At 68.8% G+C, this 25504-nt stretch carries 25 protein-coding genes; 13 read left to right on the forward strand and 12 right to left on the reverse strand.

Annotated elements, in window-relative coordinates; all coding sequences use genetic code 11:
- Nucleotides 1-5: 5 nt before the first annotated feature.
- Genes DBV35_RS00355 through DBV35_RS00360 form a run of 3 tightly spaced genes read right to left on the reverse strand, consistent with a single transcriptional unit; the run spans nt 6 to nt 3042 of the window.
- Nucleotides 6-1571: an ABC transporter substrate-binding protein gene (locus DBV35_RS00355; protein ID WP_108658280.1), complete on the reverse strand. Its 1566-nt coding sequence runs from the start codon at nt 1569-1571 to the stop codon at nt 6-8.
- A complete protein-coding gene (locus tag DBV35_RS30050; protein WP_157961506.1) occupies nt 1568-1849 on the reverse strand; it encodes a hypothetical protein in 282 nt (93 codons plus the stop codon). Before DBV35_RS30050 ends, DBV35_RS00355 begins: the two co-directional genes overlap by 4 nt.
- Complete coding sequence (locus DBV35_RS00360; protein WP_108658281.1) at nt 1846-3042, reverse strand: trans-sulfuration enzyme family protein; 1197 nt, start codon at nt 3040-3042, stop codon at nt 1846-1848. The genes DBV35_RS30050 and DBV35_RS00360 overlap by 4 nt, the downstream gene beginning before the upstream one ends.
- Before the next feature lie 96 nt (nt 3043-3138).
- On the opposite strand from DBV35_RS00360, the gene DBV35_RS00365 reads away from it, so the two are divergent.
- Both DBV35_RS00365 and DBV35_RS00370 read left to right on the forward strand, forming a co-directional pair.
- Nucleotides 3139-4038 carry a LysR substrate-binding domain-containing protein gene (locus DBV35_RS00365; protein ID WP_108658282.1) on the forward strand — a complete coding sequence of 300 codons (900 nt, stop codon included), beginning with the start codon at nt 3139-3141 and terminating at the stop codon, nt 4036-4038.
- Between the two features lie 254 nt (nt 4039-4292).
- Nucleotides 4293-5156 carry an aldo/keto reductase gene (locus DBV35_RS00370; RefSeq protein WP_108658283.1) on the forward strand — a complete coding sequence of 288 codons (864 nt, stop codon included), beginning with the start codon at nt 4293-4295 and terminating at the stop codon, nt 5154-5156.
- Nucleotides 5157-5160: 4 nt separating this feature from the next.
- Here the strand turns inward: DBV35_RS00370 and DBV35_RS00375 are convergent, their stop codons facing one another.
- Genes DBV35_RS00375 through DBV35_RS00405 form a run of 7 tightly spaced genes read right to left on the reverse strand, consistent with a single transcriptional unit; the run spans nt 5161 to nt 10361 of the window.
- Entirely contained in the window at nt 5161-6168 is a 1008-nt protein-coding gene (locus tag DBV35_RS00375) for a CopD family protein (RefSeq protein WP_108658284.1), read from the reverse strand.
- Nucleotides 6165-6515 (reverse strand): copper resistance CopC family protein, encoded by a 351-nt coding sequence (locus tag DBV35_RS00380; RefSeq protein ID WP_108658285.1) that lies wholly within the window; start codon nt 6513-6515, stop codon nt 6165-6167. The genes DBV35_RS00375 and DBV35_RS00380 overlap by 4 nt, the downstream gene beginning before the upstream one ends.
- A 34-nt stretch (nt 6516-6549) precedes the next feature.
- Entirely contained in the window at nt 6550-6831 is a 282-nt protein-coding gene (locus DBV35_RS00385) for a copper-binding protein (protein WP_245943793.1), read from the reverse strand.
- A 21-nt stretch (nt 6832-6852) separates the two neighbouring features.
- Nucleotides 6853-8256, reverse strand: coding sequence for a multicopper oxidase family protein (locus DBV35_RS00390; RefSeq protein ID WP_108658286.1), 1404 nt, complete (start codon nt 8254-8256; stop codon nt 6853-6855).
- A complete protein-coding gene (locus DBV35_RS00395; protein ID WP_108658287.1) occupies nt 8253-9713 on the reverse strand; it encodes a TolC family protein in 1461 nt (486 codons plus the stop codon). Before DBV35_RS00395 ends, DBV35_RS00390 begins: the two co-directional genes overlap by 4 nt.
- The gene (locus DBV35_RS00400; RefSeq protein ID WP_108658288.1) at nt 9710-9940 is read right to left on the reverse strand and encodes a hypothetical protein; all 231 of its coding nucleotides are present in this window, start codon (nt 9938-9940) and stop codon (nt 9710-9712) included. Before DBV35_RS00400 ends, DBV35_RS00395 begins: the two co-directional genes overlap by 4 nt.
- Before the next feature lie 58 nt (nt 9941-9998).
- Entirely contained in the window at nt 9999-10361 is a 363-nt protein-coding gene (locus tag DBV35_RS00405; protein WP_108658289.1) for a hypothetical protein, read from the reverse strand.
- An 813-nt stretch (nt 10362-11174) separates the two neighbouring features.
- On the opposite strand from DBV35_RS00405, the gene DBV35_RS00415 reads away from it, so the two are divergent.
- From DBV35_RS00415 to DBV35_RS00425, 4 genes are all read left to right on the forward strand, one after another.
- A complete protein-coding gene (locus tag DBV35_RS00415; protein WP_170134853.1) occupies nt 11175-12563 on the forward strand; it encodes a multicopper oxidase family protein in 1389 nt (462 codons plus the stop codon).
- Between the two features lie 88 nt (nt 12564-12651).
- Nucleotides 12652-12801, forward strand: a complete 150-nt coding sequence (locus DBV35_RS30055) for a hypothetical protein (RefSeq protein ID WP_157961507.1) — start codon at nt 12652-12654, stop codon at nt 12799-12801.
- Between the two features lie 249 nt (nt 12802-13050).
- Nucleotides 13051-13536 (forward strand): c-type cytochrome, encoded by a 486-nt coding sequence (locus DBV35_RS00420; protein ID WP_108658292.1) that lies wholly within the window; start codon nt 13051-13053, stop codon nt 13534-13536.
- Between the two features lie 138 nt (nt 13537-13674).
- On the forward strand, nt 13675-14217 hold the full coding sequence (locus DBV35_RS00425) for a hypothetical protein (RefSeq protein WP_157961508.1): 543 nt from the start codon (nt 13675-13677) through the stop codon (nt 14215-14217).
- A gap of 208 nt (nt 14218-14425) precedes the next feature.
- Here the strand turns inward: DBV35_RS00425 and DBV35_RS00430 are convergent, their stop codons facing one another.
- Nucleotides 14426-15523, reverse strand: coding sequence for a type 2 periplasmic-binding domain-containing protein (locus DBV35_RS00430; RefSeq protein WP_157961509.1), 1098 nt, complete (start codon nt 15521-15523; stop codon nt 14426-14428).
- A gap of 91 nt (nt 15524-15614) precedes the next feature.
- Here DBV35_RS00430 and DBV35_RS00435 point away from each other — a divergent pair, with 91 nt between their 5' ends.
- Complete coding sequence (locus DBV35_RS00435) at nt 15615-16247, forward strand: TetR/AcrR family transcriptional regulator (RefSeq protein WP_108658295.1); 633 nt, start codon at nt 15615-15617, stop codon at nt 16245-16247.
- A 215-nt stretch (nt 16248-16462) separates the two neighbouring features.
- Here DBV35_RS00435 and DBV35_RS00440 read toward each other — a convergent pair whose 3' ends face one another.
- Nucleotides 16463-17362, reverse strand: coding sequence for a LysR family transcriptional regulator (locus DBV35_RS00440; RefSeq protein WP_108658296.1), 900 nt, complete (start codon nt 17360-17362; stop codon nt 16463-16465).
- A gap of 118 nt (nt 17363-17480) precedes the next feature.
- On the opposite strand from DBV35_RS00440, the gene DBV35_RS00445 reads away from it, so the two are divergent.
- The 6 genes from DBV35_RS00445 (at nt 17481) to DBV35_RS00470 (ending at nt 25469) form a co-directional block, all read left to right on the forward strand.
- On the forward strand, nt 17481-18536 hold the full coding sequence (locus tag DBV35_RS00445; protein ID WP_108658297.1) for a TRAP transporter substrate-binding protein: 1056 nt from the start codon (nt 17481-17483) through the stop codon (nt 18534-18536).
- Nucleotides 18533-19168, forward strand: a complete 636-nt coding sequence (locus DBV35_RS00450) for a TRAP transporter small permease subunit (RefSeq protein ID WP_108658298.1) — start codon at nt 18533-18535, stop codon at nt 19166-19168. The genes DBV35_RS00445 and DBV35_RS00450 overlap by 4 nt, the downstream gene beginning before the upstream one ends.
- A complete protein-coding gene (locus tag DBV35_RS00455) occupies nt 19165-20448 on the forward strand; it encodes a TRAP transporter large permease (RefSeq protein WP_108658299.1) in 1284 nt (427 codons plus the stop codon). The genes DBV35_RS00450 and DBV35_RS00455 overlap by 4 nt, the downstream gene beginning before the upstream one ends.
- Nucleotides 20449-20524: 76 nt before the next feature.
- Entirely contained in the window at nt 20525-22603 is a 2079-nt protein-coding gene (locus DBV35_RS00460) for a hydantoinase/oxoprolinase family protein (RefSeq protein WP_108658300.1), read from the forward strand.
- On the forward strand, nt 22600-24327 hold the full coding sequence (locus tag DBV35_RS00465; RefSeq protein ID WP_108658301.1) for a hydantoinase B/oxoprolinase family protein: 1728 nt from the start codon (nt 22600-22602) through the stop codon (nt 24325-24327). The genes DBV35_RS00460 and DBV35_RS00465 overlap by 4 nt, the downstream gene beginning before the upstream one ends.
- On the forward strand, nt 24324-25469 hold the full coding sequence (locus tag DBV35_RS00470; RefSeq protein ID WP_108658302.1) for an alanine racemase: 1146 nt from the start codon (nt 24324-24326) through the stop codon (nt 25467-25469). The genes DBV35_RS00465 and DBV35_RS00470 overlap by 4 nt, the downstream gene beginning before the upstream one ends.
- The last annotated feature ends 35 nt before the right edge of the window (nt 25470-25504 follow it).

The following is a 25504-nucleotide window of genomic DNA, read 5'->3' on the forward strand; positions in this document are numbered from 1 at the left end:
GCAGGTCAGTCCGCAACAACGAGGCCGGTGAGCGGCATCTCGTACTCGGTGGGCGGGACCACGAAGGTGCGGATGTTGTCGCCGTGCGCCCAGATCCGGGATTTGTGGAAGATCGGCGCGATGGCCCAGTTGTCGTGCAGCCAGTCGTACACCGCCTGGAACTTGGCGGCCTGCTCGGCGTCAGACGCGGTGACGGCGGCCTGGATCAGCGGGTCGAGCTCGGTCGACATGTAGATCTTGCCGTCGGTGCCCGCCTGGATGGTCGAATCGAACATCTGGACGAGCGTGTTGAACGGGTCGTAGGGCGCGCCGTTGGTGATGAACAGCGAGACGTCATAGTGCATCGACGGGATCTCGCCGTGCCGCGCCGCGTGGTCGACGTTGCGCAGCGACATCTTGATGCCCGCCTCGGCGAACATGTTCTGGAGCACCTCGCCGATCTCGCGCGAGCCGGCCACGGCGTCCTCGGAGATCAGCATCTCGATATCGAGCGGTTGGCCGTCCTTCGTGCGCGTGTCGCCGTCTCCGGTCCATCCGGCTTCCTCGAGCAGCGCCTTCGCCCGCTCGACGTCCTTCGCCGGCACCTCGTAGCGCGTGCCCGAGTTCGGCACGACGTCCGGGTAGAGGTTCATGGTCGGCGTCGCGTAGTCCTTCATGATGACCTTGGCGATGGCCGGACGGTCGATCAGGAGGTTGAACGCCTCGCGCACCTTCACGTCCTGGAACAGCGGGCGATTCGGATTGAACCCCATCACCAGCGTGTCGGCGCCGACGTCGGACACCACCGTCATGCCGCTCGACTTCAGCGTGAGCGCGTCCTGCGGGGAGAGCGCGGCGATGAAGTTGCCACCGATCGCGTCGATCTCGCCGGCGCGGAGCGCGGACAGGCGGCTGCGGGCGTCCGGCAGAACGGTGAGGACGACGCGGTCGAGGTCGATCTTCTCACCCCAATAATTCTCGTTCGGGACGAGCTCGGTCGAGCCGGCGGTCTCGCTCGCGACCTTCCACGGGCCGGTGCCGACCGGGGCGACATAGGCGCCGTCCTTGTCGACCGATTTCGGGCTCAGAAAGCGCACCGGGCGAACGTAGGCGAACTCGGTCAGCGCGGTCGGCACGCGCTCCTTGAAGTGGACGGCGACGGTGAGGTCATCGATTGTCTCGAGACGGTCGAAATTGGCGGCGACCGCGAGCCAGTTATAGTCCTCCTTCGGCATCCAGCGCTCGAGATTCCAGGTCATCGCCTCGGCATTCCACGGCGTGCCGTCGGTGAAGGTGACGTTCGGGCGCAGATGGAAGGTGATCGTCTTGCCGTCCTCGGAGACCTCCCAGGACTCGGCGAGCGCGGGGACGATCTCACCGCCGCGCACGTAGTCGACGAGCGGGTCGAAGACCATGTCCTGGACCGCGAACATGCCGACATAGCGCTGGGGGTCGAGATTGCCGGCGGTGCGCGCCAGCGGCAGGCGCAGGACTTTCTCCTGCGCGACAGCTTCGGTGACGAAGCTGCCGGAACCGAACAACGCGCCGACAACAAGCGCGACGCCAACGAGGTTTCGACGCGTGAGGATCAAGGTTCCATTCCTCTGTTCTGGTGATTAAAGGTGTCGCGCAAACCTGCGGACAGCCCGCAGGTCGCCTGTCGTCGCAAACCGCCGGGCCGCGACCACAACGCGTTGTTGTGGACGTGTTCGAGGCTGGCGAGCCCCAAACGGCCGCCCCGGTGATGCGCGATGGGCGTCATGCCTTCGTCGCGACGACCCACTGCGCAGCCGGCAAGCACGCTCAGAAAAGTGGCATCAAGCCAAAGGCGCAACTGACTTTTTTGACTTTGATCATGGTCTAAACTCATGATGTGGCCGCCGCTCGCAGAGAGGTCCCGGCGCGGGCGTCCAGCGCCGCGACGAACGCGGCGAGATCCGCGATCAGATCCTGCGGATCCTCCATCCCGATGCTGAGGCGCAGGACGTGCTCCGGCCCATCCCAACGCGTCGCCGTCCGCATCGGGTGGACGGCGGATGGCGCGACAAGGCTCTTCGTCCCGCCCCAGGACGCACCGATGGAGATGAGGCTGAGGGCGTCGAGCGCGGGCAGGAGGTGAGGCGAGGCTTCGGGCGAGAAGACCACGCTGAAGACCCCCGCAGCGCCGGTGAAATCGCGCCGCCACAGATCGTGGCCGGGCGCGCCGGGGAGGGCGGGGTGGAGGATGCGCGCGACATGGGGCTGCCGCGCCAGCCAGCGGGCGACGGTCAACCCGCTCGCGGCCGCGCGCGCCAGGCGGACGGCGAGCGTGTCGATGCCACGGCAGACCAGCGCGCAATCGTCCGGCGAGACGCCGATGCCGAGCCGGCCGAAGGCCCGCTTCAGTCTGAGGCCGAGGTCCTCGTCGCGCACGGTGACCGACCCCATGAGGACGTCTGAATGGCCGCCGAAATGCTTGCTCAGCGCCTCGACGACGAGGTCGACCCCGTGATCCAGCGGGCGGAAGGTGAGCGGGGACGCCCACGTGTTGTCGCTGCCGACGAGCGCGCCCGCGGCGTGCGCCATCTGCGTGATCGCGGCGATGTCCTGCATCTCCATCGTCAGCGAACCCGGCGACTCCGTCCAGACGAGCGTCGCGCCGGGCACCCGCGGGGCCAGCGCGGCGAGATCGCACGGGTCGTAATATTCCGCGGCGATGCCGAGCGCGGCGAGTTCGTGGGCCGCGAAGTCACGCACGGGGCCGTAGACGGTGTCCGGCAAGAGCACGCGATCGCCGGTCTTGAGGATCGTCAGGAAGGCCATCGTGATCGCCGCCTGGCCCGATGGCGCGAGGACGGTGCGCACCCCGCCCTCCAGCTCGGTCAGCTTCATTTCGAGGTGGCGATGGGTCGGCGTGCCGTAGAGCCCGTACGTGTACCCGTCCGGGCCGCGCTCGAACCGGCGTGTGAAGGATTCGGCGTCGGCGTAGCGGATCGTGGAGGCGCGATGCACCGGAACCGTGAGGCTGTCGTATCCGTCGAGGTTGACGGGAACGCGCGTCACGCACCGCGTGTCGTCGGTCATGGGGAACTCCGGCTTGGTTGTGCCGAATGTTGACCGCCTCAGCCGGCGCAATCCAATATTACTTTTCCCCCTTTCAATTCCTGTAGGTTATAGCCTTTGGACGTCCGCCAACTCGAAGCCTATCAAGCTGTCATGACGCTCGGGACGACGGCACGGGCTGCCGAAATCTTGCGCATCTCGCAGCCGGCCGTCAGCAAGGCGATCGCGGGGCTGGAGCGGTCGGTTGGTTTCCCCCTGTTCGAGCGGGAGAAAGGGCGCCTGGTTCCCTCGGCCGAAGGGCAGCTCTTCTTCGCCGAAGTGCAGGCGACGTTCGCCGGGCTCACGAAGCTCCGCAGCGCAGCGGCGCGCATCCGGGACTACGGTTCCGGCGTCCTGCGCATCGGCTGCCTGTCGGCGTTCAGCACCAATCTCGTCCCGAGCGCGATCGCGGCGTTCTCGCGCGCCGCGCCGGACGTCGCGGTCTCGCTGTTCGTGATGGGCTCGTCGGCGCTGCGGGACATGGTCGCGGCGGGTCAGCTCGACGTCGCCATCGCCGCCGACGAGGTCGACACGACCGGCGTCGAGGCCGAATTCTTCGCCCGGATCCGTGCCGTGGTGGCGCTGCCGCCGGGCCACCCCCTCGTCGCGCGCGACGCGATCTCTCCCTCCGACCTCGACGGGTTGCCGTTCGTGGCGCTCGCTCCGGAGGACACGACGCGGCGCGAGGCGGAGGCGATGTTTGCCGACCACAACGTCTCGCCGCGGGTGGTGGTGGAGACGGCGTACTCCTCCACCGTCTGCGCGCTGGTGCTCGCCGGGGTCGGCTGCGGGATCGTCGATCCGGTGACGGCCGTCGGCGCCGTCGAACGCGGGCTGGTCCTCAAGACCATCGAACCCTCGGTCCACTTCCGCACGCTGCTGCTGTTCCCGCCCAAACGCCGGTCAAAGCTCGTGGCGCGGTTCTGCACGGCTCTGGCGGACTGCCGCGACGCCAGCGGTCTGCTCCTCGAGCCCTAGGAAGGCTCGACCGGGTTGGCCCCGATGGCTCAGCGGGGCCGCCGTGGATGGTCCCGGACTTATGATTCGGACTCATAAGTCACTGCGGCCGCGCCGCGCTAATCAGGACAGATCCCACGACTATCTTCCGGTCATCAGATGCGATGGCGGCGGCGCGTTCCGTCGCTGATCGGGCGACGACCGCCTATGGCGGCCCCCGATCGCGCCTTGGCGGCGCGCGGCGCGCCGAGGCCATGTCAGAAAGGTCCGAAAAAATGATCTTGAACGAAACATACGCCCTGCCGAATGGGGTCGAGATCCCGAAGCTCGGCCTCGGCACCTGGATGATCGACGACGGCGCGGTCGCCAAGGCGGTGCGCACCGCCGTTGACCTCGGCTACCAGCATATCGACACGGCGCAGGCCTATGCGAACGAGCGTGGCGTCGGCGAAGCCGTTCGCGATTGCGGCGTTCCGCGCGCCGACCTGTTCGTGACGACGAAGCTCGACGCCGGCATCAAGGACCATGCCGGGGCGAAGGCGTCGATCGACGGGTCGCTCGCGACTCTCGGCCTCGATTATATCGACCTCATGATCATCCACAGCCCGCAGCCGTGGTCGGAATTCGGCGGGGCCGACCGGCACTTCGAAGGCAACCTCTTGGCATGGAAGGCGCTCGAGGAGGCGTATGAGGCCGGCAAGATCCGCGCGATCGGCGTGTCGAATTTCCAGAAGGCTGACCTCGCCAACCTTCTCGAAAACGCCTCGATCAAGCCGATGGTCAACCAGATCCTCGCGCACGTCAGCAACACGCCGTTCGACCTGATCGCGGACTGCGAGCGGAACAGCATCCTTGTCGAGGCCTACTCGCCCGTCGGCCACGGGAAGATCCTGAACAATGCCGAGATCGGCGCGATGGCCTCAAAGTACGAGGTCAGCGTTCCGCAGCTCTGCATCCGCTATTGCCTTGAGCTCGGCTTGCTGCCGCTGCCGAAGACCGCGAACCCGGATCACATGCGCACGAACGCCGATGTCGATTTCGAGATCTCTGACGCCGACATGGAGACTCTGAAAAACGCGGAGTCCATCAAGGACTACGGTGATGCGAGCATCTTCCCGGTCTACGGCGGAAAGAACTGAAGCCTCATACGGTCAGCTCCCTCCGCGTTGGTGACACCGAATCCGTGCGCAAGGATCGGTTCGGGCATGCGCACGGCCACGATGAACGCGCGGATGTGGCGGCGATCCGGGCGGGCGGGGTGGCCATCGATGTCAGGAATGCGGTGGTCGCGAAGACCAGGATGATGGCGAGCGCTTCCAGCCTGATCGAGCGGACGAGGTGGTCGCGCGCGGCGGGTTCTCCCCGGTTCAATGACGGGACGAGCCGCAATTTGTTGAGTGCCGCCAGGGCGAGGACGGCCGTCACGATGCCGAGCTTCAACACCAGGAGCCTGCCGTAGGGGCTCTCGATGAGGCCCGTCGGATCGCGGACGAGAAAGGCCGCGAAAATTGCGCCGGCTGTCACCAGAGCCGCCACGATCCAGACGGCTGCACGGCCGAAGGCGTCGAGGATGGCGGCGGCGTCGAGAAGCGAGGCGCGCCGCGCGATCATCGCGAGCGGTGCGAGAGAGCCGAACCAGAAGCCGATGGCCGCGAGATGCACCGTCAGCACGATCGAGAGGAGCCATCGCGGCTCTTCGGTCGCATGGCCGGCGAACGCATAGGAGAGCGCGTACGTGATCGCGCCGGCGAGCGAGAGGGCGCGCCCGACGCCGCGTCGAAAGAGGCAGAGCCCGACGAGCGCCACGGCGAGGCCGGCCACGCGAACCGCGACCGCCGTGCCCACCGGACCGTCGAGGACGATCTCCAGCATCATGGCGTCCGTCATGCCGGCGAGGTCCAGGCCGGATAGGTGGCCGGCCCGCACGCACACGCCGGCGAGCGTTGCGGCCGCGGCGACGATCGCCGCGATGCCGCCGACCCATGCGGTCCTGTCCATCACGCGCCGCATCTCCGCCGCGTTGCTCTCCGGGAATGCCCAACGGCCGAAGGCGGCGAGGAAGAGCCCGCTGCCCACGCAGAGAAGACCCGCGGCGTAGCCGAGGGCCCGCACGAGGATCCCGAAGAGGGCGAAGCCGTCGATGTCGCTCACGGGGCGATCGTGAAGTCGACGGTGCCCTCCATCACGTGACCGTCGGCGCCCATGCCCCGCCACTCGATCTCGTAGGCGCCGGGGGCCATGGCGCCGCTGGGCGTCGCCTCCAGCGTTGTGACGGGCTTCATGCCGTCGGTGCGCGTCAACGGGACCTCCCCGTCGGGCCCGACGAGCTTGAGCACCGTGATCCGCATCGGGCCTCCGAAATTGAGGCGGACGAGGTTCGGCGCGACGGTGAGGGTCTCACCGTCCTTGGGCGTGCCGGGCTGGGAGGACGAGTGCGCGGATGCCGCCATCGGCGCGGCGGCGAGCGCCGCCGCCAGGACGAGTGTCATGATTTTCATGGTTTCCTCCTTTTTTGGGACGCGCGGCCCGCGCCTATTCGACCTCGATGATCGTGAGTTTGCCTTCGATCCGGTCCACGTTGAACGTGATCGACTTCCCGACGGGCATCTTCTCCAGCATCGCCGGGTCCGCCACTTCGAAGACCATCGTCATCGCCGGCATGTCGAGGTTCACGATCGGGCCGTGCTTGATCGTGACACGGTTGCGGCGGGTGTCGACCTTGGTGACCTCGCCCTTCGTCGCATCGGCATGGGCGGCGGGGGCGGCGAAGACGAGGCTCGCCACGAGCGCGGCATAGATCGGCAGTTTCATCATGGGGTTTTCCTGTTCAGGGGTTTATCCGCGCGGCGTCGCCGGGCGAGGGGTGTGGTGCTGGTGATCGGCGGGGTTGACCGGTGCGTCCGGCGCGACGGTCGACGGGCCTGCGGCGGAGGCGGCCTCCGGCAGCGCGCCGGTCCATTCGTAGGCGACGGTGCCGGGCGGGTGGTCGAACCAGCCGGGGTCGGCATAGTCGTCCGCGGCGAGGCCCTCGCGGACCTTCATCACCGTGAACATGCCGCCCATTTCGACCGAGCCGAACGGGCCCCATCCGCCCATCATGGGCTCGGTGTTGTCCGGCAGGGGCATCGACATCTGCGCCATGTCCGCCATGCCCTCGGTGCCCATCGGCATGTATTCGGGCTGCACCAGGCGGATCTTGCGTGCCACCGCGGACTTGTCCGCGCCGATGAAGGTCGGCACGTCGTGACCCATCGCGTTCATGGTGTGGTGCGACTTGTGGCAGTGAAGCGCCCAGTCGCCTTCGTGGATCGCGTCGAACTCGTAGGCGCGCATGGCGCCGACGGGGATGTCGATCGTCACCTCCGGCCAGCGCGCTTCCGGGCGCACCCAGCCACCGTCCGTGCCCGTCACCTCAAAATGGTAGCCGTGCATGTGGATGGGGTGGTTGGTCATGGTGAGGTTGCCGACCCGCACGCGCACCCGGTCCCCCTTCGCGGCGACGAGCGGGTCGATGCCGGGGAAGACGCGGGAGTTGAAGGTCCACAGGTTGAAGTCCGTCATCTCCATGACGCGCGGCATGTAGCTGCCCGGCTCGATATCGTAGGCGGAGAGCAGGAAGACGTAGTCCCGGTCGACCCGCATGAAATCCGGGTCTTTCGGGTGGATGACGAAGAAGCCCATCATGCCCATCGCCATCTGCACCATCTCGTCGCCGTGCGGGTGGTACATGTGCGTGCCGGACTTCGTCAGCGTGAACTCGTAGACGAACGTCTTGCCGGGCGGGATGCCGGGCTGGGTGAGGCCGGTCACGCCGTCCATGCCGCACGGCAGGATGAGGCCGTGCCAATGGACCGAGGTGTGCTCCGGCAGCCGGTTGGTGACGAAGATGCGAACGCGCTCGCCCTCCACCGCCTCGATGGTCGGCCCCGGCGACTGGCCGTTATAGCCCCACAGGTGCGCGATCGTTCCGTCGGACAGCTCCCGCTCGACCGGCTCGGCGACGAGGTGGAACTCCTTCACCTCGCCGTTCATGCGAAACGGCAGTGACCACCCGTTCAGCGTGCAGACCGGGCGGTAGGGACGGCCCTCGGCCGGGGCGAGCGGCGCCTGTGTCGCGGCGCTCTCCATCACCGGCGCGTCGGGGAGGCCCATGTTGGCCGTCTTCGACCAGGCTGCGGTCGAGACGAGGGCGGCGCCGGCGCCAAGCACCGCGCGACGCGAGACGTTGCGGCCGGTCATTCTGCGGCTCCTTCGGCTTGTGCTGTGGCGGTTTCTGCCGGAGCGGCGCCCGCGACGCCGCCGCCCCAGATCGCGGCGGTGACGTCGATCTCGGCGAGATAGAAGTCGCGCCGCGCGTCGAGCGCCGCGCGGGCGCTCTCGATACGCGCGCGGGTGTCCGCCAGAAGGTCGAAGGTCGACGTGATCATGCCGTTATAGTTGAGGAGGGATTCGTCCTCGACGGCCTTCCTCAGCGGGACCACCGCGTCGCGATAGTGCCGCGCGATGTCGTAGCTTCCCCGATAGGAAAGGTGCGCCGCGCGGGCCTCGGAGCGGACAGCGACGGCGCGCGCCGCGAGGAGGTTGGTGGCGCGCATGATCTCCAGATTGGCCTTGCGCATCCGCGCCGCGCCGGTGTCGAAGATCGGGATCTCGAACTCGACCTCGAGGCGCGGGGTGAGGCGGTGCTCGACCTCCGTCACCTCCTTCCCGTGGTCCTCGGAGGTCGATTCCTCCCGCTCCCATTCGACGCCCGCCACCACCTGCAGGTCCGTCAGATAGCGCGTCGCCTTGGTGAGGCCGTAGCTGCGCGCGAGGGCCTCGAGCTCCAGCTTGGCGATCTTGAGGTCGACGCGATTCTGCAGCGCCGCGCGTTCGATCGCGCTCTCGTCGCGGATGCCTCTCGGCAGCGACGGAAGGCCGTTCGGCACTTCATAGGTGAGGTTGGCGCCCCAGAGGCCGAGGAGACGGGTGAGCTTCTCCTTGGCGAGGCGAGCGGCGAGCACCGCCCGCGCCTTCTCGGCCGTGAGTTCGGCATAGAAGGCCTGGTTCCGGGCCTGCTCGATCTTCGGGAAGGCGCCGGTCCGACCGAGCTCGACGCTGAGTTCGGCCGCCGCGTCGGCAGCCGTCAGCGCCTGGTTGAGCTCGCCGACGACACCCCATGCCGCCGCCGCCTCCACCCATGCCCGGCGCGTCTCGAGCGCCAGGGCGAGGGTCTTCTCCACGGCACGGCTTTGCGCCTGCCGGGCCCGCGTCTCGGCGATCGCGACCCGCCGCTCCCGCGTCGCGTACGAAAGGATGTTCGCGATCAGGAGCCCTTCGAGCGCCTGCGTCATGACGTTGAGGCTCGTTCCCACCGACACCGCCGGATTGACCGGAAGGCTCTCCTGCCAGAGGTCGGCGAAGGCGATGCCGAGGTCGGCATAGTCGGCCTGAAGCTCGCGATTGTTGAGGAGCGCGACCTTCACGGCGGTGTCGATGTCGATCGTCCGGCCCGCGACGAGGGCGCGGACGCGGGTCTCCGTCTCGGCCTGTTGCACCGCGTTGGTCGCCCAGCTGCTCTCGGTCTTGGTGACGGGACGGGCGGCGTTGCTGACCTCGACGAAGCCGCGATCGACCGGGAACTCGGCCGGCGACACACAGCCGGCGAGGAGGCCCGCGAGAGCGCTCGCACCCGCGACATGGGCGAGGCGCCTCATGAGCCGACCCTCGGCCGGGCGAAGCCTTCCTCGGCCGCCGGGGCAGACGGGGGCGGGTCGGGCTCGACCGGCATACGGTGCGTGTAGCCGGCGGTGGGCGCGGGTGGCGCGGGATGATAGGCGGCGAGCGTCGGCACGGCGGCCGGCGGCAACGGGTCGGCGACGTAGGTCGCACTCCCGCAGCCGGCCACCGACGCGGCGAGCGCGCCCGTGATGAGACGAAGCATGATTGTACCGGGTCGATTGATCGGAGGCAGAAGTCGGCGCGACGACGCGCGCCAGCCGTCAGATCGCTCGGGGTGGACGCTCCGCGTGTGACACGGGCCCGGCTTCGCCACGATCCTGTCGCGGCGCGAAGCGGACGGCGAGACGCGCTTCGCCCGTCACCGTCCGGATATCGACGAGGGCGATGGCGGGGCAGTGCGCGGAACAGCCGACGCAATGCTCCGAATCTGAGCAGCCTTTCGCCGCCTTGTCCGCGAGCGAACCGGTGTCGTGGCCGCCGGCATGACCGTCATGGTGCTGGTCCGGCCCCGCCATGTGCGCGGCGATGCCCATGTCGGCCGCTTTCGCAGGCACCGCGTGACCCGCGCCGGCAAGGGCGAGGGCCATCGACAGGACGGCTGCAAAGATGACGCGGACGAGCATTCAGGACGCGGCTCCGGAAGGTCGGCCGAGTTAAACACGTCGTGGGAATTGAACAAGCCGCAATGTGCGGTGCGCTCGTCTGACGTCCACAACGCGGTAAAATCGACACGTGCCGCGAGGTCGACCGGACGGCGCCGCGCGTGGCGCGACCTGGCTTTGGCCTGGAATTCGGCCGACAGTTCCGGCCGGGCGCCTCGCGTTGACACGGCGTCTCGCCGCCGCCATCAATGAAACATGCGTCTGATCGCTTGGCTGCTCACTGTGTTGGTCTTGGCGGGGCTCGTCACGAGCGCGCCGCCCTCCAGGGGCATGCTGCACGCCGCGATGGCGATGACGCATGACGGCGCTCCGGGCGCCCAGACCGAGGCACCGGCCGACAAATCTCCTTGCCCCATGGGCCACTGCCGGGACGGGGCGCCGAGCCAGCACGACTGCGCCATCGGGCTTGGAGTGTGCGGCGCGGCCATTCCCGCAGAGGCACCGCCTTTCCTGCGAACGGCAGGCCACGCGGCACGCGTGCCGCTGGGGATCGCCTCCAGCATGACCCTCGCACTGGCGCCGAGCGACCCACCCCCGCCACGATCCTCCGCCGTCCGGCTCTGAGCGTCCGCGCGCCGCATTCGCGGCAGGCAGGATGCGCGAGCCGCCTCTCTCACCGGATGTTCGCCGGCGTGAGACTGTGCGTCCGCCCTCATGGGGCGGCTCTGCGGGGAAAGCCCCGCCTTTCTAGGCCGACCGGAAATCCGGTGCGGGCCATGGAAAACCGCAATGCGTTCACTCCTATGTGATGCTCCGCTCAGCCGGAGAAGCATGATGTTCGGCGCAGCCACCGGGGCTGCGAGCCTCTGCCTGGCGAGGCCGACCCTCGCGATGACCCCGCCGACCCGCCTGGTCGCGGCCGTGGGCCAGCAGGCGCTGCCCTTTGCCAACGCCGGACGGCCGGTCGAGACTTGGAGCTATAACGGCACGGTCCCGGGGCCGCTGCTGCGATACAGCGTGGGCGACAGGCTGGAGGTCGAGTTCGAGAACCGCCTCGACGAGCCGACCGCCGTCCACTGGCACGGCCTGCGACCGCCCAACGCGATGGACGGCGCGGCGCAGCTGACGCAGGCGCCGGTCGAGCCGGGTCGCGCGATGACCTATTCGTTCGATCTCAACGATGCCGGAACCTACTGGTACCACACGCATTTTCGCGGCTGGAACCAGCAGGATCGCGGCCTCTACGGGATCATCATCGTCGACGAGGCCGACCCACCGAAGGTCGATCGGGACGTCCTCCTCGTGCTCGACGACTGGGTGCTCACCCCGGACGGCCGGCTCGACACCGATTTCGGCTCGCTGCACGAATGGGCCCATGCCGGCCGTCTCGGATCCGTCGCGACGATCAACAACGCGGTGGATGCCGCGATCCCTTTAACGGCCGGCGAACGCGTCCGGCTGCGGCTTGCCAACGTCGCCAACGCGCAGATCTTCGCCCTGATCTTTTCCGGACACGACCCCGTGGTGATCGCCGAGGACGGCAACCCCGTGGCCCCGCGCGCCCTCGGTGACGAACCGCTCATGATCGGCCCCGGCCAGCGGGTCGACCTCATCGTCGATGCGGTCGGCGCGCCGGGGTCGAGCCACGCGATCGGCGCCTACACCCTGACCGACGAAATCAGGCTCGGCCGCTTTATCTATGGAGCCTCCTCCGGGGGCAGCGGTCTCGCGGGCACCCCCGTCGCGCCGCTCCCGGCGAACGCGCGCCCCGTCCTCGACCGCGCAAACGCCCGCCGCATCCCGCTGGCGATGGAAGGCGGTGCGATGGGACGGATGCGGGGCGCCATGATGGGCGGTCGCATGATGGGCATGCAGGATCTCGTCACCAATGGCCGCGTCTGGGCGTTCAACGGCGTCGCCGGCGATATGGACGTTCCGCTCGCCAGGTTGAGGCGCGGCGAGACCGTCGTGATCGACATGGTCAACGACACGGCCTTCCCGCACGCCATGCACCTCCACGGCATGCATTTCCGCGAGATCGAGCGGAACGGCACCCCGGTCGACGGCCCCTGGCGGGACACCGCGCTCATGGCCTCGGACGACCGGTTGTCCATCGCCTTCGTGGCGGAGGCGGAGGGCCGGTGGATGCTCCACTGCCACATGATCGAGCACCAGGCCGGAGGCATGATGACCTTCGTCGAGATCGCGGAGGGGCCCGGCTGAGGCGGCGGACGGGGCATGACCGTGAGGACACACATGTCAAAGCCGCCGAGGGTCGCCGTGCGATCGTCGGCCGCGTCAGGACGCGTCAATGCAGACGCTCACCTTCACCCGGGAGGGACGCATGGGGTTCCACATGGACGGCTGGGGCATGGGCTTCATGGGTGGCGGCGCTTGGTTGTGGGCGCTCGCCATCCTCATCATCGGTGTGCTCATCGGCGTTCTTCTCGCGCGGCGCTAGCCGCCGGGGTGAGTCCGGCCCCTGTCGGCCGACGCCGACTTCAGAGCCCGACGCCGCGCCGTTCCGTCACGTGACGGGGCGGCCGGTGTCCATGTTTTCCAAAAGGGAGGTGAACATCTTGTCGAAGACCAACCGGGTGATGTCGGCCGCTGCCGCGGGCGACCCCATCCACCCTGCCGCGTGCGGTCGACCGTCACCGCCATCGCGATTCCCGTCGCATTCCAGCATCGCCCGGATGGGGAGGGGCGTATGAAGCGTCCCCTGATCATGGCCGGCATCGGCGTGTTGGTCGGGCTCGTGGCGGTGGCCGGCGCCGTGTTGTGGTCGCGGCCTCAGCCGGCACCGTCCATCGCGCTCCATCCGCAGGATGCCGCGGTGGTCGCCGAGGGCGCCGCAATCTACGCGGCCCAATGCGCCTCTTGCCACGGAGCGTCCCTCGAGGGTCAGGCGAATTGGCGGGATCGCGGACCGGACGGACGCCTGCCGGCACCCCCTCATGACGAAACGGGCCACACCTGGCACCACCCGGACGCCGTCCTGTTTCAGCTGACGAAGGATGGCCCGCCGAAGCAGATCGGCAATGGCGAGCCGTATTATTCCAACATGCCCGCCTATGGCAGCGTCCTCAGCGACGCCGAGATCGTCGCGGTTCTCTCCTACATCAAGAGCCGCTGGCCCCCCGACATCCAGGCCCGGCACGACCAGCTGAACGCGCAAATGAATGCGAGCCGCTAGCCTGGCGATTGGCGTGTTGAGCGCCGCATCATCGCCCGTGCCCGACTGAATGGAGCATTCTGCAATTGGCGGCGCCGAACATCAGGCGCTATCGTCGCGGGGTTCAGCACGGGTTCCGTTCGGTCATAGGACGTGAAGATGCGCATACGAATTCTCGCCAAAGCATGCGTCGTGGTCCTGTGCGCCGCCCCGCCGGCCTTTGCGCAGCATGCCGGGCACGGGGCGATGCAATCGGCGGGTCCGAGGGAGCCGGGAAACGGCGCCTTCGCCTCGATCGCGGAGATCGTTCTCCTGTTGTCGCAGGATCCGACGACGGACTGGTCGAAGGTGAACATCGACGCATTGCGCGACCATCTCGTCGACATGAACGCGCTGGTCCTCGGCGCGGTGGTCTCGTCCGAGACGCTGTCCGATGGGCTGCGGATGACGATCGACACAGAGGGCCGCCCGGGTTTGGCGGCCGCGCGGATGGTCCCGGCCCACAGCGAGGTCCTTGTGGCGGAAACGGGGTGGATGTCCGAGGTCGAGCAGAGGGAGGGCACGATCGTCTGGACGGTGCGGAGTGCCGCCGAGCCGGACATCGCGCGCATCAAGGGGCTGGGCTTCTTTGGCCTGATGGCGACCGGCGATCACCACCGAGAACACCACCTGGCGATTGCGCGGGGGGCGCTGGCGCACTGATCGGGCGCAGACGAATGCTGCAGGTCGGCTGAGGGGATCTCATCACCGGATTTCCGTCGGGGCGACGACCGTGCGATGCGCACGCCGGTCGATGGCGGGACAATGCTACTCTGGATGTGGCCCATAGAGCAGTGGCAGACTTTGGCTGGCCTCCCGCATCTCATCGCAGACACGCGTCTCCGCGCCGGAGTCCTGAAGGCCCCCGGAATTATCCGATCATCTCGTCCATGAGATCCGTCACGCTCGCGAGCACTGCGCCGGCATCCGCGACCCCCTCGCTCTCCTGCGCGCGCGCCCATGCGGACTGGACGTCCCGATACCGCGTCGCCGTCTTCCAGCGCTCGACCTCGTCGGCGTCGAGGATGCGGACATCGGCTCCGGCGCGCCTCAGATCGTCGAGCTGAGCCTCGAAGCTCGCGTCCATCACCGCGCCCAGGCTTTGGTACGACGTCGCGGCCGCCCGCTGGATCGCGCGCCTGTCCTGCGGCTCGAGCCCGTCCCAGACCGACCGGTTCATCGCCAGAGGATATACGTGGCCGAGCCAGAGATCCTTCGAGACGAGGATGCTCGGCGCCGCCTCATGGACGTTCAGCATGTATCCGCTGTCGACATTCACCATGAGGCCGTCCAGCGTCCGCGCCTTCAGGGCGTCGTAGATCTCCGGTCCCCAGTGCATCCTCACGGGAGTCGCGCCGGCATTCTTGAGGAAGTCCAGATGCCAGAAGCTGGCGGAGCGCCATCGCCCGTCCTTCAATCCGCCGAGATCGGCCAGCGGTGACGTGCTGAAGAACGCGACCGGATAGCCCGTTCCGAAGAACAGCGGAACGATGTCGTTTCTCTCGAACTCGGCCGTGAAGGCCGGGATCTCCGCGTGGGCCCTGCGGAAGAAGTCGACCTGCCGGCTCCCGGTGGGGCCTGTCGGAAAGCTCTTGAAGATCTGGTGCAGCGGCAGTTCCTTCGCCGTGTATTCCGGCACCGTGGTGGCCATGTCGGGGCCCCCCGTCCGGCTGACCGCGCCGAGCGCGTCGTACGCCGCGGCGATCTCGCCGTTCCAATGATCATTGACCTTCAGCCGCCCGTCCGACTCCCGCTCGATCGCCGGGAAGACCACGTCCTTCAGGAACCGGGTGCGCATCCCGCCGAGTGGTTCGTGGTCGCTGAAGGTGAGGACACGGGCGGGCGCGATCCCCGCCTGTGCGCCGGCGGTGCGGGGCAGGGACGCGGACGCCGCCACTCCGGCGGCGCTGGCCAGGAACGACCGGCGGCTCAAGCATGCACCGTGGCCCGTCGTGCGGCTGTCGGTCATTCGGATCTCCATGTCGGCCAGGAATGATGTGGCTTGATGATGCTTCGGAGCCAATATACCTGAAGGATCCTTCAGCTTGGTATTCGCATTCATGACCGACGCCATTCCACCCCGGCTGCAGCTCAGGAAAGCGCCGATTCAGGCCCGGTCGGAGGCGACGCTGGAGGCGATCCGCGAGGGCGCGATTCAAGTTTTGCTCGCCGACGGCCTGTCCCGGCTGACGACCACCCGTGTCGCGGCCCGCGCCGGCGTCTCGGTCGGCACGCTCTACCAGTACTTTCCGAACAAGGAGGCCCTTCTGTTCGCGCTTCTGCGCCGTCATTTCGAGGCGCTCGCCGATGCCATCGAGCGGGCGTGTGCCGGCGACGAGCGCCGACCGCTCGATGACGTGGCCGACGCCATCGCCGACGCCTATGTCTCGGTGAAGGTCGCCCGCCCCGACGCGACGGCGGCCCTCTACCGGGCCGCGGGAAGCATCGACCAGTTCAAGCTGCCGGTCGGCATCTATGAGAGGCTCGAAACGGCGGCGGTCCGGGCGTTGGAGAATGCCTCCGACGTGTCCTTTGCGGACCACAAGCGGGTGGTGTTCACCCTCCTGTCGGCCCTCGCCGGCCTGTCCCGCGGCAGCTTCAGCGACCTGGCTTCGGGCCCGGACACCCTCGACAGGTTCCGACAAGACGCGACACGGCTCGCGCGGGCCTATCTCCGGGCCGCGGTCGACTGAAAGTCCGAGCGCTGCGGCTGACGCCAGCGTAGGGGGCGCGAGGATGTGCGAGGCGTTGGACCGCATCCCGGCGCATACGGTCGGACGAACGAACCAAAGGTCAGGACACTCGAACGCGCGCGCTGCCGCGGCTTGAGGTCGTCATCCACTCCCTGCCTCGCACTCGACATCGCTCGGACCGTGGCGCCGCAGGGCCGCGCGCCCACCGCACCCCATCACTCCGGCCGGATCGCCCCGATCGACACGAACTCGTCCGCGATGAAGGAGGCGATGAAGGCGACGTCGTCGGACCATGTCTCCTTCAGGGCGGCGACGGAGAGGGTTCGCGGCGGGATCGCGGGGTCGGCGTCGAAGCGGCAGATCCTGTCGGCGATGTCGCTGCGGATCAGCGCCGGAGTCATCACCGCGAAGCCGAGCCCGGCGGCGACGAGCTCGCTGGTCACGGTTAGCGAAGTGCAGCCGCTCAGCGACTTCGGCGAGGTGCCGGCCTTGTCGAACCACTCGCGGATGGTCCGTCCGATGGTCGACGATTCGGGCTGCGTGAAGATCGCCTCGCCGGACAGGATGGCGGGGGTGAGGACCGTGCCGGCGAGCGGGTGCTCCGACGGCCCCACCCACGACAATTCGACCACCCCGAGAGGGCGCACCACGATGTCGTCCGCGGCGGTCGCGTCCGTCGTCACCACGACATCGAGCTGACGCTCGTCGAGCTGGCGCAGGAGCGCCGCGCCGACATCGACCGCGAGCTCGATGCGCAAGGTCGGGCTCCGCCGGGCGAGCTCGCGGACGAGGCCGGGGAGGGCGAGGCGCGCCACGGTCTCCACCACGCCGAGCCGCAAGAGGCCCCTCAGCCGGTCGCTGCTCGCCTCGTCCTGGATGTCGCGGGCGATGGTGAGCATGCGCTCGGCCTGCGTCTGGATCGCCTTGCCGGCTTCCGTCAGGCGCACGCGCGCCCCGGAACGGTCGAACAGGGTGCATCCGAGGTCGCGCTCGAGCTCGCGGATGCGGCCGGAGACCGAGGGTTGGGTGAGGCAAAGCTGCCGCGCGGCGGCGCGAAAGCTGCCGAGCCGTGCGATCCAGTAGAACGTCTCGATCTGCGCCAAGGTGATCCGCATGATAGGATCAGGCTATCACCTCATCCGCCGAATACAATTGGAGCCGATCACATCGCTCGTTGTAGCCTCCGCGTCGGGCCACTGCGTCCGGCAGTGGACGGAACATTGAGGCAGCGACATGAAGCGATCTGGTCTACTTCTGGCGTCATGGGCTCTGGCCACGTCGCTCGCGGGCGGCGCGAACGCGCAGGAGCTTCAGGAGCTCCGTCTCAAGGTCATCGGTGGCTGGAGCAACGTCACCATGACGACGCAGGTCGAGCAGCCCTTCTGGGAAAAGACCATCCCCGAAATGTCCGACGGCCGCATCGGCGCCGACTTCAACAGCCTCGACACGCTGGGCCTGAAGGGCAACGAGACGCTGCGGCTCCTCAGCCTGAAGGTCGCCGACATCGTCACCGGCCCGGTCAGCTTCGTCGCCGGCGACTTCAAGCTCTATGACGGTCTCGACCTCGCGGGCGCGATCCTCGACATCGACACGATGAAGAAGGCCGTCGACGCCTACCGGCCGGTCATCGACAAGAACATGCAGGACAACTTCAACGCCCATCTCCTGATGATGTGGCCATCGCCGCCCCAGGTGCTGTTCTGCAAGGGCGACATCACCGGCGTGAAGGATCTGGCCGGCAAGAAGATCCGGACCTTCAACCAGACGCTCGCCGATTTCGTCGATGCCGTCGGCGGCACGCCGGTGCAGCTCTCCTTCGCCGAGGTCGTGCCGGCCCTGCAGCGCGGCACCGTCGATTGCGGCGTCACCGGAACCGGCCCAGGCAACAGCGCCAAGTGGTGGGAAGTGACCGATCACCTGTTCCCGCTGGTGCTCGGCTGGGCGCCCTATTTCAGCGCGGTCAACAAGGATACCTGGGACGCGCTCGACGAGCCGACCAGGGCCTTCCTCACCGACGCCTTCGCCAAGCTCGAAGCGGAGATGTGGGCGCATGTGGCCGAGGTCGCGACCGACGGCGTCAACTGCAACACCGGCCAGGGCGAGTGCACCAACGGCATCAAGGCCAACATGGCGCTGGTGGAGGTGTCGGACGCAGACCGTGAGCTTCTGGCCGGCATGGTCGGGACGACGATCCTGCCCCGCTGGGCCGAACGCTGCGGCGAAGCCTGCGTCGCCGACTGGAACGGCACCGTCGGCAAGGCCCTCGGCTTCGAGGCGGCCGCGAAGTGATCGATAGGGCGCGCACCATCGAGAACGGCGGCGGGCCGTTGCGGTGGTTGCGCGCCGTGTCCCGCGCGATCCTCATCGCCGGGGGACTGATGATCGTCGCCGCCTGCGTGCTGATCGTCGTGGAGGTGGGGCTGCGCCAGCTCCTCGACCGGTCGCTGGGCGGGGTCGACGAGCTCGCCGGCTTCGCGCTCGCGGTGGGCACCTCCTGGGCGTTCGGCGCCATCCTCATCGACAAGGCACACGTGCGCATCGACACGCTCTATAGCCGCTTCGGCGACCGGGTCCGGACCATCGCCGACATCGTCGGACTTGTCGGGACCCTCGCCTTCGCCGCCACCCTTCTCCTCTTCTCGGTCGAAGTGCTGCGCTCCAGCGTGCGCTTCGGGACGACCTCGCAGGGCGCGCTCGCGCTGCCCGTCGCGGTGCCGCAGGCAATGTGGGTCGGCGGCCTCGCGTGGTTCGTCCTGGTGACGGCGGTCCTGCTCGTGGCGAGCGTCTTCGCGGTCCTCTCCGGCAATTGGCGGCGCGTCGGGACGATCGCCGGGGCGCGCGGCATCGAGGACGAGATTCGAAGCGAAGTCACCCGCGCCGGGGCCCTCTCGCAGGTCCCGAGCGGCGAGGGGCGGCAATGATCCTCTTCGTCGTCGTCGCGATGGCGGTGCTCCTCGCGGTCGGGCTGCCGGTCGCGGTGGCGCTCGGGCTGATCGGCATCGGCCTCGCGGAGTTCTTCAGCCCGCTGCCGCTCATCCGGGCGATGGGCGAGGTCGCCTGGACCTCGTCGACCGGGTTCCTGATGGTCAGCGTGCCGCTCTTCGTGCTGCTCGGCGAGATCCTGCTGCGCTCCGGCATCGCCGATCGCATGTACGCGGCGGTGGCGGCCTGGCTCGCCTGGCTGCCCGGCGGTCTCATGCACGCCAATATCGGCTCGAGCGGGCTGTTCGCGGCGATGTCCGGATCGAGCGTGGCGACGGCGGCGACGATCTCGACGACCGCCATGCCGCAGATGGACAAGTACGGCTACGGCCGGCCGCTCTTTCTCGGCTCGCTCGCCGCCGGCGGCACGCTCGGCATCCTCATTCCCCCGTCGATCAACCTCATCGTCTACGGGCTCATCACCAACGCCTCGATCCCGCAGCTCTACCTCGCGGGGATCGTGCCGGGGATCCTCCTCGCGCTCTTCTTCATGACCATCGTCGCGGTCGCCTGCACGCTCCGGCCGTCGCTCGGCGGGCGGTCCGTCACGGTGAGCTGGTCCGAGCGGATCAACCTTCTCGCCGAATTCGTGCCGCCGCTTTGCATCTTCGCGGTGGTGGTCGGCTCGATCTATCTCGGCTGGGCGACGGCAACCGAATCGGCGGCCCTCGGGGTCGCGGCGGCCGTGGTGCTGACCATCGTGCGCGGCCGCTTCAGCGTGGCGATGTTCATGGAGGCGGTCGAGAACACGATGCGCACGACCGGGATGATCATGCTGATCGTCGTGGCGGCCTTCTTCCTCAACTTCATCATGACGGCGCTCGGTCTCACCAACCAGGTGGTCCAGCTCGTGACGACGCTGGACCTGTCGCCGACCGAGCTGATGCTCGCGGTGATCGTCTTCTACATCGCCCTCGGCTGCTTCATGGAGACGATGGCCATGATGATCGCGACCGTGCCCATCGTGGCGCCGGTGGTGGTCGCCGCCGGGTTCGACAGCGTGTGGTTCGGCATTGTCGTCGTGGTGCTGATGGAGGCGGCCATGATCACGCCGCCGGTGGGCATCAACCTGTTCGTGATCCAGGGGATGCGCACCAGCGGCGGGATCGGCGAGGTCTCGCGCGGCGCCGCGCCGTTCCTCCTCGCGATCTTCCTCCTCCTTGCCCTGCTGGTGGCCGTCCCGGAGGTCGCCCTCTTCCTGCCGACCGCGCTCCGATGACCGGCAGCCGCGACCCATCCGGTCTCACCGACGCCTCACGGCCGATCGGCACCATGACCTGCCTCGAAGGAACGCAATGACCCGCTCAGCCTACCGGATCGGCATCGACATCGGCGGCACCTTCACCGACATCGCGCTGGTGGAGGCGGGCGGCACGGTCGATATCCGCAAGGTCGCGTCGACGCCGGACGATTACAGCCGCGGCATCGCGCTCGGCCTCGAGGCCCTCATCGCCGAGCTCGGCATCGATCCGGGCGCCATCACCGGCATCGTCCACGCGACGACGGTCGCCACCAACACCATCCTGGAGCTGAAGGGAGCGCGGACCGGCCTCGTCACCACCGCCGGATTTCGCGACGTGCTGGAGATGCGCCGCCTGCGCATCCCCGTCCTCTACGACCTCCAGTATGACAAGCCGCCGCCGCTGGTGCCCCGCCGCCTGCGCCTGGAAGTGCGCGGCCGGATCGGCCCGGACGGCGCCGAGCGCGTGCCGCTCGACGAGGCGGATGTCGCCCGCGCGGCCGAGACATTGCGCGCCGAGGCGGTCGAGGCGGTCGCGATCAGCACCTTGCACGCCTACGCGAACCCCGCGCACGAGATGCGCATCGAAGCGCTCTTGCGCGAGCGCCTCGGCCCGGACGTGTTCCTCTGCCGCGGGTCGGAAATCCTGCCGGAGATCCGCGAGTACGAGCGGACGAGCACCGTCGTCGTCAACGCCTATGTCGGCCCGGTGATCCGCCGCTATGCCGACGCGCTGTCGGCCCGCCTGCGGCGCCTCGGGATCACCGCGCCGATCATGATGATGCACTCCGGAGGCGGCGTCCTGCCCCTCGCGACCGCCGTGGAGCGTGCCGCCTGGCTGGTGGAATCCGGACCGGCGGCGGGTGTGATCGCCTGTGCCCGCCTTGTGCGCGGCGAGCGGCGCGGTGCCAATGTCATCTCCTTCGACATGGGCGGCACCACCGCGAAGACCGCCTTGATCGAGGACGGCGAGGCCGCGCGCACCGACGAGTACGAGGTCGGTGCCGGGATCAACCTGTCCAGCAAGCTGGTGAAGGGCGGCGGCTATCCGATCCGGATGCCGTTCATCGACGTGTCGGAGATCGGGGCCGGCGGCGGCAGCCTCGTCGCGGTGGACCGGCTCGGCCGCGTGACCGTCGGGCCGCAGAGCGCGGGGGCGATGCCCGGCCCGGTCTGCTACGGGCGTGGCGGCACCCGCGCGACGCTGACCGACGTGTTCGTCGGGCTCGGCTATATCAGCGACACCGCGCTCGCGGGTGGGTCCATCGCGGTCGATGCCGAGGCCGCGCGCGACGCGCTGGCACGCCAGATCGCCGAGCCGCTGGGGCTCGATCCGGGCACCGCGGCGCGCGGCGTCCTCGCCCTCGCGGTCTCCACCATGACGCGCGCGGTGAAGGCGGTGTCGACCTATCGCGGGCGCGATCCGCGCGACTTCACCCTCGTCGCATTCGGCGGCAACGGACCCGTGGTCGCGGCCGACATCGCCGCCGCGCTCGGCATCCGCCGCATCGTCATCCCGGTTGCGGCCGGGGTTTTCACCGCGTTCGGGCTTCTGCGCTCCGACATGGAGGAGGAGCGCGTCAATTCCGTGCTGGAGGACGCCCATCAGGTCTCCGGCGATCGGTTGGCCCAGATCCACGCCGGTCTCCTTGCGCGAGCCCGTGACGCGGTGCTCGCCGACGGTTTCGATGTCGCGACGGCGCAGCATCAGGTCAGCGCGGACCTGCGCTATTTCGGCCAGGCCTATGAGCTCAACGTCGCGGCGGCCGATGGGGGGCTCGACGGCGCCGCGCTCGCCGAGGGCTTCCACCGCGAGCACGAGCGCACCTACGGCCACCGCTCGGGCACGGACCCGGTGCAGCTCGTCAACCTGCGCCTCACGACACGCGTGCCGATGGCGTCGGCCGTCACCGGCTTCGCCGCCACGCCGCCGCGGGCGACCCGCGACCGTTGCGCGGTCTTCGAGGGCGGCCCCATGCGCGTTCCCGTCATCTCCCGCGCCGCGCTCGACGAGGGGCCGCGCGCCGGCCCCTTCATCGTCGAGGACTATGACTGCACCTGTGTCGTCCCGCCCGGCGCGGCGGCGCGGCTCGACGCGCTGGGCAACATCGAGATCGAGGTGGGCGGGCAATGAGTGACGTCGATCCGATCACGCTCGAAGTGGTGCGCAACGGCCTGTCGGCGACCGCCGACGAGATGGCGCTCATCATCATGCGCAGCGCCTATTCGCCCGTGGTGCGGGACATCATGGACTACTCGACCGGCCTGTGTGACGCGGACGGCGCGATCATCGCGCAGGGCCTCACCCTGCCGATCCAGCTCTGCTCGTTCCCGCGCGTGATGCGCTTCGTTCAGGAGCGTTTCGGCGACGACCTCGCCGAGGGCGACATCTTCATCACCAACGACCCCTACGGTTCCGGAGGCCAGCACCTGCCGGACGTCTACGTCCTGAAGCCGGTGTTCGCGAACGGCACGCTCTGCGGTTTCGCCACCACCGTCGCCCATCACACCGATGTCGGCGGCATCGTTCCGGGCAGCGTCGCGATCTACGCGACCGAGATCCAGCAGGAAGGGCTCCGGATCCCGCTGGCGAAGCTCTACGAGCGCGGACGGCCCAACGCCGTGCTGTTCGACATGATCCGGTGCAACACGCGCCAGCCGGTGGAGGTGCTGGGGGACCTGCGCGCCCAGATCGCCGCCTGCCTCACCGGGGAGAAGGGCCTCCTCAGCCTCATCGAGCGGTATGGCGCGGACACCTTCTCCCGCTATGTCGACGCGCTGCACGACCACGCCGAGGTGGTGATGCGCGAGACGATCGCCGAGCTTCCGGACGGCGTCTACGTGGCGCACGACTTCCTGGACGGCCTCGGCGAGACCCCCGACCCGATCCGCATCAGCGCGACCGTCACCATCACCGGCGACACAATCGCGATCGACTTCGCCGGGACATCCGACCAGGTTGCCGCCAGCATCAACTGCCCGATCTCGCTCCCGGAATCCGCCGCCTTCGCCGCGATCCGCTGCCTTGCCCATCGCGACATCCCGAACTGCGGCGGATATCTGCGTCCGATCACGGTGACCGCGCCGGAGGGCTGCCTTCTCAATCCGCGCTACCCGGCCGCCTGCGGCGCGCGCGGGGTCGTCGGCTACAGGGTGTTCGACGCCATCATGCAGGCGCTGGCCCAGGTGGTGCCGGAGCGGGCGATGGCCGGGTGCGAGGGCGGCCCCTTCCTGATGGCCGGCGGGGGCGAGTGGCAGGGCCGCCAGTTCGTCCTCAACGAGATGCTGGTCGGAACCTGGGGCGCGCGTTTCGACCGCGACGGGATCGAGGGAATCTCCAATCCCGCCGCCAATATTTCCAACCAGCCGATCGAGCTGATCGAAGCGGAGATGCCGGTGGAGATCCTGTCTTACGGCTTCGTGCCCGACTCGGGTGGACCGGGGCGCAATCGCGGCGGGCTCGCCTTCGTGCGCGAGTTCCGCTTCCTGCAGGACATCCGCTTCAACCTCCGCGGCGACCGGCGCGATCATCCGCCGTTCGGCATCGACGGCGGGCGACCGGGCGCGCCATCGGCCCACATCCTCGTCGACCGGGACGGGGCGGAGACGGCGTTGCCCGCGATGCCGATGCAGGGCTTCACCGCCAAGGCGGGTGAGGTGTTCCGGCTGGTCGGCGCGGGGGGCGGCGGCTTCGGCGACCCGCTGTCGCGCGACCCCGAACGGGTCCTCGCCGACGTGCGCGAGGACAAGGTGACAATCCACGGGGCGGAGCGCGACTACCGGGTGGTGATCGACCCGCGCACACTGAGCGTGGACGAAGGCGCGACCGCTGCGCTGCGCGAAGGAGCCGTCGCATGAGGGGCGTCGCCGCGCTGAACGCGCCGCTGATCGGCACCCCCGACAGCCGCGCCATGCTGGAGACGCCGGCGCTGGTGCTGGACGCCGCCGCGTTCGAGGCCAACACCGCTCAGCTTGCGGCGCTGTCGGGCGCTCACGGAATGGGCCTGCGCCCACACGCGAAGACCCACAAGTGCGCGACCATCGCGAAGCGCCAGCTTGCGCTCGGGGCCAACGGCATCGCGTGCGCAAAGCCGGGCGAGCTCCTGGCCCTCTTCGAGGCCGGCATCCGGCCCCTGATGCTGACCGCGCCGATCGCCAGCGCGCGCAAGATCGCGCGTCTCGCCGACGCGGCGGCGCGCGGGGCGGAGCTCACCGTCGTCGTGGACCGGGTGGATCTCGTCGAGGCGTTCGCGAGCGCCGCCCGCGCCGCCGGCGCCCGCATCGACGTGCTGATCGATTGCGACACGGGGCTGGGGCGAACGGGCGTGGTGACGGCCGATGAAGCGGTCGCGCTCGCCCGCGCCGTCGCCGCGGAGGACAGCCTGCGCTATGTGGGCGTCCAGGCCTATGCCGGTCTCGTGCAGCATGTTCATGCGCACGTGGATCGCCGTGCCGCGAACGACGCGGCGAACGCCCGGCTTCGCGCGATCCTCGACGGGCTGGAGGCCGCTGGCCTTGCCGCCTCGATCGTCAGCGGTGGCGGCACCGGCAGCCATCTCCTCGATTTCGAGGCCGGTCTTCTGACCGAGGTTCAGGCCGGCTCCTACATCTTCATGGACGAGGGCTATCAACCCGTCGATTTCCACGGCACCGAAACGGCGGTTTTCGCGACGGCGCTCTTCGTGGACGTGACGGTGGTCGCCCACAGCGCCGCCGGTGAGGCGATCACCGACGCGGGGTCGAAGAGCCTCGCCATCGACGGTCCGCCGCCGCGCGTCTTCCGGGACGGCGTGGAGATCGGCCGGATCGAGTGGGCGGGGGACGAGTTCGGCCGGGTCAAGACCGCCGCCGGCCACGAAGCCCCCGCGCCGGGCACGCGCCTCGCCTGCACGGTCCCGCACTGCGACCCGACGGCCAACCTCCACGACTTCATCCACATCGTGAGGGATGGACGCCTCGTCGAGATCTGGGCCATCGAGGGGCGGGGGCTGTCGGACTGAGCGCGAGGTCGTTCAGCGTGCAGCCTGTTTCCGGG

It is taken from the genome of Acuticoccus kandeliae, assembly GCF_003073115.1.